The following is a 13,571-nucleotide window of genomic DNA, read 5'->3' as shown; positions in this document are numbered from 1 at the left end:
TCCCAATAAAAGGCTATGATCATGGCGGCACCGTCCCTCATTATTTTCGATTGCGATGGCGTTTTGGTGGATTCCGAAATTATCGCAGCGGAAGTCGAATCCACGCTTCTAACCGAAGCCGGTTATCAGATCGCCGCAGATGAAATGGCTGAACGTTTTGCCGGTCTGACGTGGCAGGATATTCTCCTCACCGTGGAGCGCGAAGCAGGGATTCCGCTTTCGGCATCGCTTCTCGACAAATCCGAAAAGATTCTGGACGAGAAGCTCAAGAACGAAGTTCAGGCGGTTGAGGACATCGTGGAAGTTGTATCGGCGCTGAAGCTGCCGAAGTGCATCTGTTCCAATTCGACCAGCCATCGATTGGAAAGCATGCTGAAGCGTGTCGGTCTTTATGAATTGTTCGCGCCCAATATCTTCTCAGCGAAGGAAGTCGGCACCAAAAAGACCAAGCCTGCTCCAGACGTGTTCCTTTATGCAGCCAAGCAATTCGGCGTCGATCCGAAAGATGTCATCGTGATTGAAGATTCCGCGCATGGCATTCAGGGCGCTCGCGCCGCTGGAATGCGTGTGATCGGCTTTACGGGCGGTGCTCACACCTATCCCGGCCATGCCGACAAGCTGACCGATGCCGGTGCGGAAACCGTCATCCATCGCCACAAAGATTTGCCGAGCGTTATCGAAGCCCTGTCCATCTGGACTGATGCCTGAACGAGATAATCCGACGCCTGGCTTTTGTCAGGCGGCGGATTGCTTGTTGCGCCCCTTGGGCGGAGCATTGAGAATGGCCAGAAGCTCTTCGGCTTCGCTCTCAGAGAGGCCGATCAGCATACGGGTTCCCATGATGACGGGCTCGCCAGTGGACGTATCGAAGATCGCCCAGGTGTCCGTCGGTTCAAGAATGCGTTCATATTTCTGTTTCATGAGACCACACTAGCGCAAATCTGTTGCCATTCATTTCACGCAGGCAGTCGCATTTAATTCGAATTTTATCGATCTGCATTTATTCACAAGCATTGGCGCAATCAAACTTTTCAGCGACGGTTTTGCTGCACTTCTGTCTTGTTTTCCGCAAACGGATCGCTACCGGCGCCATACATCTTCGTGCTTGCGGCTGAACCACTCGTTCATCTGACGGCAGATAGTCGTTTAATCTAAAAAAGAACATTAATTTCAATATGATCAACACATAATAATATTATCAATCGAAACTGTTGCAACGTTGATTAAATTTGCATAGTCTGCGTCTGCAACAGTTTGTTGTAAATTATGTCGGTTATGTTGATATGATTGATTTTATAGAACTAAATAATGATCAGAGGCGTGAAAAGGTTAACTCCGATCAACGCTATGAAGCCTTTCAGCAAGCATCTGCAACGGTCAAAAGCTTCCGTGGTTCATTAGTTTGGCATAGTGTTGGCGGAACCGAACATTTGATGCGCAGCTATTATAATTCTGCCGGAGTCAGACGTCAAAAGGTGGAAGGTCGCCGCTCACCAGAAACTGAGGCGATAAAAGTCAAATGGGATGCAGCTCGTCAAGCCGCGCAAGAGGTCTTGAGCGCGCGCAAATCTCAAATGGAACGCCAGACAGCTGTTAATCGCGCACTACGGCTTGGCCGCGTACCTCATCTTACGGCTCGGATTATTCGAGCCGTCGACAATGCTGGTTTGCTTGGTGCCGGGATTCGGATCGTTGGTACTAATGCGATATTTGCTTACGAAGCAATCGCCGGTGTGTTTGTGGATCCAGGCATCACTGCCACTGACGATATCGATCTGCTCATGGATGCGCGTCGTTCTCTCAAAATGGTCGTAGATGACGACATAAAGAATAACTCACTCCTCGGCCTCCTGAAGAAAGTCGATAAATCTTTTGAACGTACACGTTCCAGCTATCGCGCCGCAAACCGAGAGGGATATTTGGTTGACTTAATCAAACCTCTAGCCAAACCCATTTGGAGGGAAAGCCGTGAAAGCATTGGTAACGGTGAAGATGAACTTGTTGCTGCTGCGATCGAAGGGCTTGATTGGCTCGAAAATTCGCCACCCTTCGAGGCAATTGCGATTGATGAAAAGGGCGAGCCTTTGCGTATAGTCGCTCCGGACCCACGTATTTTTGCCGCTCATAAATTCTGGATCTCCCAAAGGGGAGATCGTGAACCAGTTAAGCGTCAACGTGATCGTGCGCAGGCAGAAACCGTTGCCCAATTGACGACCACTTACTTTAAACATCTTCCATATGAGGCGTCCGAGCTTCGTGCACTGCCACGAAACGTTTTTGAAAATGCAGCACCCTTGTTCATCGATACTTAACCGCAAAATTATTCGAAGCCAGGATCAAGAAAATCATACCTGTTATATTGATATCGTAAAAGGTTGCGTTTCTAACAGTCTCTAATGACCATGGCATTCAACGTGCCAAGCATGCACTCTGTAAGTTTTTGTCGGCCCACTGAGCAAAACTTCAAGCCGAATACTATTAAATGGAAAAACCAAAATTAAATAATGCGCGGAAATATCTTTCCGCGCATTATAACTAAAAGAACGATTTCATGATCATGCGCCTGACGGCAATTCATTATTTCGTGTTGTAAGGACCTTCATCGAACCCTACGAAAATCTGGATATTGTTCTTGTCCGCCATCGGCACGGTGATCGTCTTGTCATTGAAGACGAACTGTGTAGCGGTATCTCCATTGGCTATCGTAACCGCCTGCTTGTGCAGCTTGGAATAGATAACCTGATCGCCCTGGCGGACGGCAACACGGATTGGCATGGTGATGGTGCCGCTCTTGTATTTTGGTCCAGGTACGACCTTGCCGGCAGCAGCGACGTCAATCGTCATGGTCCCTGCGCCATGCTGACAGGCGCGGGTCGTATCTGTCAGGGCGGCTTGATAGATCACACGCGCGGGATCCTTGTCACCGCCCTTCTCATACGTATTGAAGAAGGCTGTGCCGTCACGCAGCGAAACCGAAGGGCAGAAAGCGCGCAGCTCGGATTCCTTGATGCGCTGGTCGCCGGTAGCGGCGGGAGTGGTCAAGGAAGAACCTGAGCCTCCGTCGGCAGCCTTGTCGGTGCCACTGGTTGTGCAGCCTGCGAGGGCTGCGAGCAAAACCGTTGCAAAGACTGGAAACAACGATGAACGATTCTGTGGTGCTGTTTGCATAAACCGGGCTTCCCTGCACTGATCGACCTGTCTTCTACATCACGCATGTGTGTAGCGCGATGACGTTTTCCCGTTTTTTGCTCCAGAGAGCAACCCCATACACGTCAACATGCTTTAAAACCTTGCGGCTTTTTTAGGGAGGCTCTATTGCATTACCCGGCTCAAAACCGCGCCGATCTGAAATGAAGGCCCAAGAAATGAAATATGTAAGCACGCGTGGGGAAGCGCCGGTCCTGGGGTTCAGCGATGCATTGCTCGCCGGTCTAGCCCGGGATGGCGGTCTCTATCTGCCACAGGATTATCCTCAGTTTTCACCAGAACAGATCCGCGACCTGCGCGGAAAATCCTATGTGGATATCGCGCTGGCCGTGCTCACTCCATTTGTCGATGGCGAAATTCCGCATTCGGATTTCCGCCGTATGGTGCATGAAGCTTACGGTACTTTCCGTCACGATGCGGTCTGCCCACTGGTTCAAACCGGCGCTAATGAATTCGTGCTTGAGCTTTTCCACGGCCCGACGCTTGCCTTCAAGGACGTCGCCATGCAGCTTCTCGCTCGCATGATGGACTATGTGCTGGCACAACGCGGCGAACGCGCAACTATCGTCGGCGCCACATCGGGCGACACGGGTGGTGCAGCCATTGAAGCCTTCGGCGGTCGCGACAATACCGACATCTTTATCCTGTTCCCGAACGGTCGCGTATCGCCGGTGCAGCAGCGTCAGATGACATCGTCCGGCTTCTCCAACGTTCATGCCCTTTCCATCGAAGGCAATTTCGACGACTGCCAGAACCTTGTGAAAGGCATGTTCAACGACCTACAGTTTCGCGATGCGCTGTCGCTTTCGGGTGTAAACTCGATCAACTGGGCGCGCATCATGCCGCAGGTCGTCTATTACTTTACGGCGGCGCTGAGCCTCGGCGCGCCGGATCGCGCGGTATCTTTCACCGTACCAACGGGCAATTTCGGCGATATTTTCGCGGGCTACGTCGCCAAGCGCATGGGTCTCCCCATCGACCAGCTGATTATCGCCACCAACGATAACGACATTCTCTCACGCACGCTGGAAACCGGCGCGTATGAAATGCGCGGCGTTGCACAGACGACATCGCCGTCGATGGATATCCAGATATCCTCGAACTTCGAACGTCTCCTGTTCGAAGCACATGGACGCGATGCGGCAGCATTGCGCGGCCTGATGGACAGCCTGAAACAGTCGGGCGGCTTCTCGATCTCCGAAAAGCCGCTCTCGGCGATCCGCAGCGAATTTTCTGCGGGCCGCTCGACGGTCGATGAGACCGCGGAAACGATCAAATCCGTGCTTGAGGCGGACGGCTATTTGCTTGATCCGCATTCGGCAATTGGCCTGAAGGTCGCTCGCGAAAATGTGTCCAATGCAGCGCCGATGGTTGTTCTAGCAACCGCACATCCGGCCAAATTCCCTGATGCTGTAAAGGCTGCAAGCGGTGTCGAACCGCAGCTTCCGGCATGGCTTTCAGACTTGATGGAACGAAAAGAAAGCTTCACAGTTCTTCACAACGACCTGAAAATCGTGGAAGAATACGTTCGCCGCCATTCGAGAGCTTAAAAAGACCGGCTCCGAGACGAGAACCAGAGCGGGAATGCAGGGAGCAGTTTGCTTATGGGTGTTGAAGTAACGCGTCTTTCCAATGGATTGACGATAGCCACCGATACGATGTCCCACGTGGAAAGCGTGGCGCTTGGAATTTGGGTCAAGGCCGGTGCGCGAAACGAAGCTGCCGACAGGCATGGCATTGCTCATCTTCTTGAGCACATGGCATTCAAGGGAACTGAAAACCGCACTGCCTGGCAAATAGCATCGGATATCGAAAATGTTGGCGGCGAAATCAATGCCGCCACCAGCGTCGAGACCACGTCCTATTATGCGCGCGTTCTGCGCAATGACGTGCCGCTCGCCATCGATATCCTCTCCGATATCCTGACTGCCTCCAAGTTCGACGAAGCTGAACTGGAACGCGAAAAACAGGTCATCATGCAGGAGATCGGCGCGGCGCACGACACGCCCGACGATATTGTTTTCGACCGTTTCACCGAAACAGCTTACCGCCATCAGCCGATCGGGCGCGCCATTCTCGGCGAACCTGAGACGGTGATGTCTTTCACCTCCGCCGATCTGCGCCAGTATATGGACGAGCAGTATAGCGCCGACCGCATGGTCGTGACGGCTGCAGGAGGCGTCGATCACGACGCCTTCGTGAAGGAAGTCGAAAAACGCCTCGGCGGCTTCCGCGCCCACAATACAGCGCCTACGCTCGACCTTGCCCACTATGTCGGCGGCGATTTCCGTGAAAATCGCGAACTCATGGATGCACAGGTTCTGATCGGCTTCGAAGGCCGTGCCTACCATGTGCGCGATTTCTATGCCTCGCAGCTTCTCTCCATGGTCCTCGGCGGCGGCATGTCCTCACGCCTCTTCCAGGAAGTGCGCGAGAAACGCGGCCTCTGCTATTCGGTCTATGCCTTCCATTGGGGCTTCTCGGATACCGGTTTGTTCGGCATCCACGCTGCAACGGGTCGCGATGAGCTGGTCGAACTGGTTCCCGTCCTCATCGATGAACTGCATAAGGCAGCTGACTCCATCAGCCTCGAAGAAGTGGACCGCGCCCGCGCACAGTATCGTGCAAGCCTTCTCATGTCACAGGAGAGCGCTGCAAGCCGTGCAGGACAGGTCGCGCGCCAGTTCCTGCTCTATGGTCGCCCTGTCGAGAACAGCGAGCTGATGGATCGTCTTTCGCTGATTACGCCAGAACGGTTGACCGATCTGGCAGGACGCCTGTTCCTCGACAGCAAGCCCACCATCGCCGGTGTCGGCCCGGTTGGGCGACTGATGAGCTTCGACGGGCTATCGGATGCACTTTCGACCAGCGCGCATGCGAGGAAGATCGCTGTATAATTGAGGCAATAGGGCATTAGGGGAGTAGGGCAGTATGTTTAGCTCGGCGAATACGTCCACCCTTCCCTATTGCCTTACTGACTTACTGCCATATTGCCTTATCCCGTCATGATCGGCCTGCCCTTCCGTAGAAGCAATCCGACCGTCTTGCGTGGCCAGCGCATTTATCTGCGTGAGCCGATGATGAGCGATTTTGCGAGCTGGGCCAGTCTGCGGGAACAGAGCCGCGCCTTTCTTGCCCCGTGGGAGCCAACATGGCCCGACGACGACCTCACCAAGAGCGCCTTCCGCCATCGGATGCGGCGTTTTCAAGATGAAATATCGGCTGGAACCGGCTATCCATTTTTCGTGTTCCGCAATAGCGACAACAAGCTCGTCGGCGGCATTACGCTCGGCAATATCCGGCGTGGCGTCGGCCAGAACGGCATGATCGGCTACTGGAGCGGCGAACCTTACGCCGGCAAGGGTTATATGACCGAGGCCCTATCGCTGGTTATCCCCTTCGCATTCGACCAACTCCGGTTGCACCGGATTGAAGCAGCCTGTATCCCTCATAACGAGCGTTCGATACGGCTTCTCGAAAAAGCCGGATTTGAGAGAGAAGGACTGCTGCGTTCCTATCTCAAGATAAACGGCTTCTGGCAGGATCACCTGCTTTTTGCCCTTATAGAAAGCGACAAACGTATGACGGATAGCCGCATGATCAATGGCAAGGTTGGACGCTCGTGACGGGTTTTGCGGATAAGTGGTTTGTTGCTGGTGCGCGATTTCTCGCGCTCATGGTTTTTCTGACCGTTTCGGTCGTCCAGGCATCGGCCATTGAACCGATCAAGATTTCCAAGGAAGATACTGCCCTCGACCTGTCTCGCGCTGTCGAACTTCTGCGCAACAAGGGCGAGAGCGTGCAGGTATCGACTGCACCGGGTCCTGACGGCATTGTGCGCCGTATCGAAGTGCAGGCCGATCAGAACAGCAAGGCATCCGGCGACTGGGCCGCTTTCTCGATTGCAAACCCCACCGACGAGCAGATTGACCGCCTGATTGTGGCTCCGCATTTCCGTCTTGTCGGCTCCGGCGTCATTTGGCCCGATCTTGGCTCCCCGCGTATTGCATCGATCACACCAAGCGAGGGCTTTGCCCTCGACCGCCAGCCAAGCGCCGATGCAGACGTTTTCCGCATTACGCTCAATCCGGGCAGCGTTGTCACCTTCGTGGCCGAACTGTCTTCGCACAACCTGCCCCAGCTCTATCTCTGGGAGCCGGAAGCCTACAAGGATGCGGTCAATTCCTACACGCTTTATCGCGGTATTCTGCTTGGCATTTCCGGCCTGCTGGCGCTGTTTCTGACCATCCTTTTCGTCGTCAAGGGCACTTCGCTGTTCCCTGCAACCGCCGCGCTTGCATGGGCGGTTCTGGCCTATATCTGCGTCGATTTCGGCTTCTGGAACAAGCTGATGGAGATAACGCCGGGCAATGAGCAAATCTGGCGCGCGGGCACCGAGGTGGCACTTGCCGCCTCGCTTGTGATTTTCCTGTTCACCTATCTCAATCTCAACCGCTGGCACGATCATTTCAGCTACGGCGCGGTAACATGGGTTCTGGGTCTGCTGGCACTTGCAGGGGTTGCCGTCTTCGATCCGCCCGTGGCTTCCGGTATTGCGCGTATTTCGTTGGCACTTACCGTTGTGTCCGGTGTCGCTATTATCGGCTATCTGGCGGTCAAAGGGTATGATCGCGCCGTCATGCTGATACCAGCCTGGCTTCTTACCCTCATATGGCTTCTAGGTGCCTGGATGACGGTTTCCGGCAGGCTCGATAATGATATCGTGCAACCTGCCCTTGGTGGTGGTCTTGTCCTGATCGTTCTTCTGATCGGCTTTACAGTCATGCAGCATGCCTTCGCTGGCGGAGCGCTGCAACAGGGCCTTCTGTCCGACATGGAGCGACAGGCTCTCGCCGTCATCGGTGCGGGGGATATCGTATGGGATTGGGACGTACCGCGCGACCGCGTGGTGACGACGCCCGACATCGCCAATTATCTTGGCAATACGGCCAACAGCCTGCAAGGCCCGGTGCGCAACTGGCTTCCCGCCATGCACGCCGATGACCGCGACCGCTTCCGCTCGACGCTTGATGCCATTTTGGAAAACCGGCGTGGACGTATCGGTCAGATTTTCCGGCTCCGTGCCAATGATGGCCACTATCACTGGTATGCGCTTCGTGCACGCCCCGTCATTGGTTCAGATGGCGAAGTGGTGCGTTGTGTCGGCACGCTGGTCAATGTAACGGAACAGAAAAAGGCCGAAGAACGCCTGTTGCACGATGCGGTGCACGACAATCTGACCGGCCTTCCAAACCGCGAACTGTTCCTCGACCGTCTCAGCAATGTCATGAACATGGCGCGTGGTGAAAGCAATCTGCATCCGACGGTATTCATCATCGACATAGACCGCTTCAAACAGGTCAACGACAGCCTTGGTATGTCAGCGGGCGATACGATCCTCCTGACGATTTCGCGCCGTCTGGCGCGCCTCATGAAGCCGCAGGATACACTCTCGCGCCTGTCTTCCGACCAGTTCGGGCTGCTGCTCGCCTCTGAAAGCGATCCGGGACGCATCGCCTCCTTTGCCGAGGCTCTGCGTCAGGCCGTCCGTGCACCAATTGCCTATGCAAAGCGCGAAATTGTTCTGACAGCGTCCGTCGGCCTAATTACCTGGACGAAGACAGCAACAACCGCCGAAGACTTCGTGAAAGACGCCGAACTTGCCATGTATCAGGCAAAGCGCTTCGGCGGTGACCGCATCGAGCCATTCCGTCCTGCCTTCAGGGCTATCGGCAGCGACAAGCTCCAGCTTGAATCCGATCTGCGACGCGCGCTGGAACGTGACGAGATCAGCCTTGTCTATCAGCCCATCGTCAAGCTCGACGAGGGCACGATTGCCGGTTTCGAAGCGCTCATGCGCTGGGAACACCCACGGCGCGGCGCCATTTCGCCCTCGGAATTCATTCCGATTGCCGAGAATTCCGGCCTTATCATCCAGCTTGGCCTGTTTGCGATGCAACGGGCTGCAGAAGATCTGTTCGCATGGCAGGAACAATTCCCGAAGCTCGACCTTTTCGTTTCGGTCAATCTGTCATCTACACAGCTCATCCGTCAGGACCTCATCAACGATGTCCGCTCGGTGCTTTCGCGCATTCATCTCAATCCGGGCAGCCTCAAGCTTGAACTGACTGAATCCGTCCTCATGGAAAATCCGGAACAGTCCACGCACGTTCTGGCCCGCCTTAAAGCGATGGGCATCGGCTTGTCGCTTGACGATTTCGGAACCGGCTATTCCTCACTGGCATATCTCACGCGCTTCCCGTTCGACATCATCAAGATCGACCGGTCGTTCGTGAAGGGCGACCAGCCGCAGAAAGCCACCCTGCTGCGTTCAATTGTGAGCATGGCGCATGATCTTGGTCTTGCTGTCGTGACCGAAGGTGTGGAGAGCGAAAGCGATGCGCTTCAGCTTCGTCAGATGGGTTGCGAATATGTGCAGAGCTTCATGTTCGGCCAGCCGACGAGCCGCGACGAAGCAACCCGCATGATCCGTGAACAGCTCAACGCTGCAGCGGCCTGATTAGGGCAGTAGGAAAATATGGCCGTTTCGGCCGTACGCAATTTAAACATATTGCCTTACTGCCCTATTGCCTTAATCCTGCTCTCAAGCATGCCCTGCATCGGAAACAAGCCGGGACATATCGATGCCCATATGGAGCATCAGGCGCGAATATTTGCCCTCTATATCGCTGTCGAACAGCATGTCGAGCGGCGCGTCGCAGGTTAGCCAGCCATTCTCGGCAAGTTCCACCTCGATCTGGCCCGGCGCCCAGCCGGAATAGCCTAGCGCCATCAGCGCGCGTGACGGCCCCCTGCCCCCGTAAATGGCGCGCAGAATATCGACCGTTGCTGTGAGGCAGACTTCCTCCGAAACCGGCATTGTGGAATCAACCATGTAATCATCGGAATGCAACACGAAGCCACGCGTACGGTCCACAGGCCCGCCATTGCGTACCATCATATGCTGCGCGCGATCCGGCAGAATAATCAGTTCATCCTCATCGATGACCCCGATCTGACGCAGGAGGTCTGGAAATTCGACCGGCTGAAGCTGATTGATGATGAAGCCCATCGCGCCTTCATCGGAATGCGCACAAATATAGACCACCGACCGGGCAAAACGCTCGTCGCTCATTCCGGGCATGGCAAGCAGGAACTGCCCGTTCAGAAAACCCTGCTCCTTGTTTGGCGCCTTGAGAATGGTCATGAATATGAAGGTAGCAAGACTACGCAAAATAACAATGGTCATTTATTTCCCGCCTCGGATTCGACGTGAAAACTCGTTCGGATAACCAACTAGGCTTCCTCCGCACAAGCAACCGATGGACGTCGCAGCTCGACAATATTGGACTTGAAGCGACCATCTTTTCATTCCATCTTTTGCCCATGAACATCCGAACTCTTGCACTAGCACCGTTTCTGTTGGCCTCGCTGGTACTTCCGGCATTGGCCTCGACCTCTGACTGGACCGAGACGCCCGGCGGGCGTGTTCGCGTCATCATTGAAGACAACAGCCCGAACAACGCGACCAGCAACGAACGGCGCGGTGCCTTGCAAGTTGAGTTGCAGCCAGGCTGGAAAACCTATTGGCGTAATCCCGGCGATGCGGGAGTTCCGCCGCAGATCAACATCGAAGGTGAGGCGAAAGCACAGATCGATTTTCCTGCACCCGTCCGGTTTGGCGGAGAAGATGAAGGCGGGATTGGATATAAACAGCCCGTTTCACTGCCGATAGTCTTTCACCTCACAGCCGCCGACACGCGGCTGAAAGGCCATGTTTTCCTTGGTGTCTGTGAAAAAATATGCATTCCGGTGCAGGCTACGTTCGATTTCCCACTCAATGAAGACGGACAACAGGATTCGCCACAAGCGATAGCGGCCCGCACGATCATTGAGACTGCGTTCGACCGGCTACCGACGGCGGCAACCTCAACGTTCGGCATAAGCGATGTGAAGCGGGATGGAGACCAAGCCGTCTTCGACCTTGCTGTTCCCGACCCCGCCGCCCCTGTGGAGTTGTTTGTCGCCAGCGACAAGATCAGGATTTCCGATGCCGTCGCAATTGAAAGTAGTCAGCCCGGCCACCGTTTCACTGCAAAGGTGCACGGGGAGGCAGATAATGCCGTCGTTGACTATACCATCGTGCAGGGCGGGAAAGCCGTTTCCGGTCAAGTGACGCTGGATTAGTTTTTCCTGCTTCTATCCTTGTTTTAAAATTGTCCAGCGACCTGTTATCGGTTTAACTGTGCCGCCCGCGCTTCGCGGTGCGATTAGAGTTTGACAGTAGGCAGCGGAGCAGACAGCCCCCTGCCCCGAGGAGAAATTAGATGACGATCAAAGTTGGCGACAAGTTGCCTGCAGCGACTTTCAAGGTGAAGACCGCAGACGGCGTCAAGGAAATGACGACCGACGAAGTCTTCAAGGGCAAGAAAGTCGTTCTCTTTGCCGTTCCAGGCGCCTTTACGCCGACCTGCAGCCTCAATCACCTGCCGGGCTATCTCGATAATCGCGATGCGATCCTTGCCAAGGGTGTCGACCAGATCGCGGTTGTTGCGGTGAATGATGCTTTTGTCATGGGCGCTTGGGCACAGAGCACGGGCGGCGAAGGCAAGATCCTCTATCTGGCCGATGGTTCGGCAGTGTTCACAAAAGCGGCAGGCCTTGAGCTCGACGCAACGGCTGGCGGCCTTGGCATTCGTTCCAAGCGTTATTCGGCAATCGTGGAAGACGGTGTGGTCACGACGCTCAACATCGAAGAGCAGGCCGGACAAGCGGTTACATCGGCTGCGTCGGGCATTCTCGAACAGCTTTGATCTAGAGCATTTCCAACGATTTCATTAGAGCGCGTTTCGATCTGACTGGATCAGATCGGCGCTCTAACAAAAAAGGGCGGCAATGCCGCCCTTTTTCATGCAAGTTTATTGCACTTTCAGTGACTTACGCCCACCATACTTGAATGGCTCCATGCCCTCCCGGGCAAGTTCGTCGGCGCGTTCATTTTCCGGATGTCCGGCATGGCCCTTGACCCAATGCCAGTTGACCTTGTGCGGCTTGCGCGCTTCATCAAGCGCCTGCCAAAGCTCAGCATTCTTGACCGGCTTTTTGGCTGCAGTCTTCCAGCCATTGCGTTTCCAGCCTTCGATCCAGCCGGAAATGCCGTCACGCACATAGACCGAATCCGTATAAAGATCGACTTCGCACGGTTCTTTGAGTGCCGAAAGCGCCGAAATAGCCGCCATCAACTCCATGCGGTTGTTGGTCGTGTCGGCTTCGCCGCCCTTCAGTTCCTTGACATTATCATTCCAGCGCAGGATTGCGCCCCAGCCGCCGGGGCCGGGATTGCCCGAGCAGGCACCGTCCGTATAAGCCTCAATCCGCTTCACGCAGCTGCTCCCTGCTGCTCAAGACCATATTCGGCAGCAGTTTCGATCTGGCGATGGAAGCGGATCTTGCGCACATACTCCATCGGGTCTTTCTTGACCACGAAACTGCCTTCGGGAACATTCAGCCAGTCATAAAGCCGGGTGAGCATGAAGCGGATGGCGGCCCCACGCGCCAGAACCGGCAGTGCATCGGCTTCCGCCGCGGAAAGCGGACGAACCGAAGTATAGCCGCGCAGCAGTGCTGCACCTTTGGTGCGATTGTAGGAGAAGTCTTTCTCAAAGCACCATGCGTTCAGGCAGACGGCAACGTCGTAGGCCAGAGTGTCCGTGCAAGCGAAATAGAAATCGATGAAGCCCGAAAGCCTGTCACCAAGGAAGAAGACATTATCCGGAAAAAGATCAGCATGGATCACGCCCTGCGGCAGGTCGGCAGGCCAGTTCTTTTCCAGAAAAGCAAGATCAGCTTCCGCCTCGCGGACGAGGCCCGGTTCCACCGTATCCGCGCGCTCACGCGACAGGTTCCACAACGGGCGCCAGTCGGCAAGCGTCAGGCCATTACGACGGCGCAACGAAAAATCGGCGCCTGCCAGATGCATATGTGCCAGCCCTTCGCCGACCGCTTCGCAATGCTCCACCGTCGGGCGACGCATCCACATGCCTTCAAGGAAAGTGACGATTGCAGCAGGCCGTCCGGCAAGCTCGCCAATTGTCGTGCCATCACGACGAACCACAGGCTGCGGGCACTCGAGCCCACGGCTAGCCAGATGCTGCATCAGGCCGAGAAAGAACGGCAGATCTTCGCGATTGGTGCGCTTTTCGTAAAGCGTCAGGATAAACGAACCAGAAGTCGTATGCAGAAGATAGTTGGAGTTCTCCACTCCCTCCGCGATACCTTTGTAAGATGTCAGTGTGCCGATATCGTACTGCTGCAGGAAAGCGCCAAGTTCGATTTCATTGATATCCGTATAGACGGCCATGCCG

The 13,571-nt window shown here is 55.1% G+C and carries 13 protein-coding genes; 8 read left to right on the top strand and 5 right to left on the bottom strand.

Annotated elements, in window-relative coordinates; translation table 11 throughout:
• The first annotated feature begins 21 nt into the window (after window positions 1–21).
• Complete coding sequence (locus CES86_RS27920; RefSeq protein WP_040130235.1) at window positions 22–708, top strand: HAD family hydrolase; 687 nt, start codon at window positions 22–24, stop codon at window positions 706–708.
• Window positions 709–735: 27 nt separating this feature from the next.
• On the opposite strand, the gene CES86_RS15870 is transcribed toward CES86_RS27920, so the two are convergent.
• Complete coding sequence (locus CES86_RS15870) at window positions 736–921, bottom strand: hypothetical protein (protein ID WP_012090863.1); 186 nt, start codon at window positions 919–921, stop codon at window positions 736–738.
• A 308-nt stretch (window positions 922–1,229) separates the two neighbouring features.
• Between CES86_RS15870 and CES86_RS15865 the strand changes: the two genes are divergently transcribed.
• Complete coding sequence (locus CES86_RS15865; protein ID WP_235819926.1) at window positions 1,230–2,312, top strand: nucleotidyltransferase family protein; 1,083 nt, start codon at window positions 1,230–1,232, stop codon at window positions 2,310–2,312.
• Between the two features lie 265 nt (window positions 2,313–2,577).
• Here CES86_RS15865 and CES86_RS15860 read toward each other — a convergent pair whose 3' ends face one another.
• On the bottom strand, window positions 2,578–3,168 hold the full coding sequence (locus tag CES86_RS15860) for a hypothetical protein (protein WP_012090861.1): 591 nt from the start codon (window positions 3,166–3,168) through the stop codon (window positions 2,578–2,580).
• A 197-nt stretch (window positions 3,169–3,365) separates the two neighbouring features.
• Here CES86_RS15860 and thrC point away from each other — a divergent pair, with 197 nt between their 5' ends.
• The 4 genes from thrC to pdeA all read left to right on the top strand — a co-directional run bounded on the left by thrC (window position 3,366) and on the right by pdeA (window position 9,727).
• Window positions 3,366–4,757 carry a threonine synthase gene (thrC, locus tag CES86_RS15855; protein ID WP_029925493.1) on the top strand — a complete coding sequence of 464 codons (1,392 nt, stop codon included), beginning with the start codon at window positions 3,366–3,368 and terminating at the stop codon, window positions 4,755–4,757.
• Window positions 4,758–4,811: 54 nt separating this feature from the next.
• Window positions 4,812–6,104 (top strand): M16 family metallopeptidase, encoded by a 1,293-nt coding sequence (locus CES86_RS15850; protein ID WP_012090859.1) that lies wholly within the window; start codon window positions 4,812–4,814, stop codon window positions 6,102–6,104.
• Between the two features lie 108 nt (window positions 6,105–6,212).
• Window positions 6,213–6,833: a GNAT family N-acetyltransferase gene (locus CES86_RS15845; RefSeq protein WP_012090858.1), complete on the top strand. Its 621-nt coding sequence runs from the start codon at window positions 6,213–6,215 to the stop codon at window positions 6,831–6,833.
• Between the two features lie 50 nt (window positions 6,834–6,883).
• The gene (gene pdeA, locus CES86_RS15840; RefSeq protein ID WP_049768413.1) at window positions 6,884–9,727 is read left to right on the top strand and encodes a phosphodiesterase PdeA; all 2,844 of its coding nucleotides are present in this window, start codon (window positions 6,884–6,886) and stop codon (window positions 9,725–9,727) included.
• Window positions 9,728–9,811: 84 nt separating this feature from the next.
• Here pdeA and CES86_RS15835 read toward each other — a convergent pair whose 3' ends face one another.
• Window positions 9,812–10,414, bottom strand: a complete 603-nt coding sequence (locus CES86_RS15835) for a YqgE/AlgH family protein (protein WP_029925498.1) — start codon at window positions 10,412–10,414, stop codon at window positions 9,812–9,814.
• A gap of 179 nt (window positions 10,415–10,593) precedes the next feature.
• Here CES86_RS15835 and CES86_RS15830 point away from each other — a divergent pair, with 179 nt between their 5' ends.
• Together CES86_RS15830 and CES86_RS15825 are read left to right on the top strand one after the other, a co-directional pair.
• Window positions 10,594–11,394, top strand: a complete 801-nt coding sequence (locus tag CES86_RS15830; RefSeq protein WP_094514874.1) for a protein-disulfide reductase DsbD domain-containing protein — start codon at window positions 10,594–10,596, stop codon at window positions 11,392–11,394.
• 140 nt (window positions 11,395–11,534) lie between these two features.
• Complete coding sequence (locus CES86_RS15825) at window positions 11,535–12,020, top strand: peroxiredoxin (protein WP_010658408.1); 486 nt, start codon at window positions 11,535–11,537, stop codon at window positions 12,018–12,020.
• A 105-nt stretch (window positions 12,021–12,125) separates the two neighbouring features.
• Here the strand turns inward: CES86_RS15825 and rnhA are convergent, their stop codons facing one another.
• Both rnhA and CES86_RS15815 read right to left on the bottom strand, forming a co-directional pair.
• Complete coding sequence (gene rnhA, locus CES86_RS15820) at window positions 12,126–12,590, bottom strand: ribonuclease HI (protein WP_012090854.1); 465 nt, start codon at window positions 12,588–12,590, stop codon at window positions 12,126–12,128.
• Window positions 12,587–13,567 (bottom strand): homoserine kinase, encoded by a 981-nt coding sequence (locus CES86_RS15815; RefSeq protein ID WP_040129764.1) that lies wholly within the window; start codon window positions 13,565–13,567, stop codon window positions 12,587–12,589. The genes rnhA and CES86_RS15815 overlap by 4 nt, the downstream gene beginning before the upstream one ends.
• Window positions 13,568–13,571 lie beyond the last annotated feature (4 nt).

It is taken from the genome of Brucella lupini (assembly GCF_002252535.1).
GTDB classification, from domain to species: Bacteria; Pseudomonadota; Alphaproteobacteria; order Rhizobiales; family Rhizobiaceae; genus Brucella; species Brucella anthropi.
The sequence above is the reverse complement of the archived record's forward strand: the minus strand, read 5'-3'. Positions and strand labels throughout refer to the sequence as shown.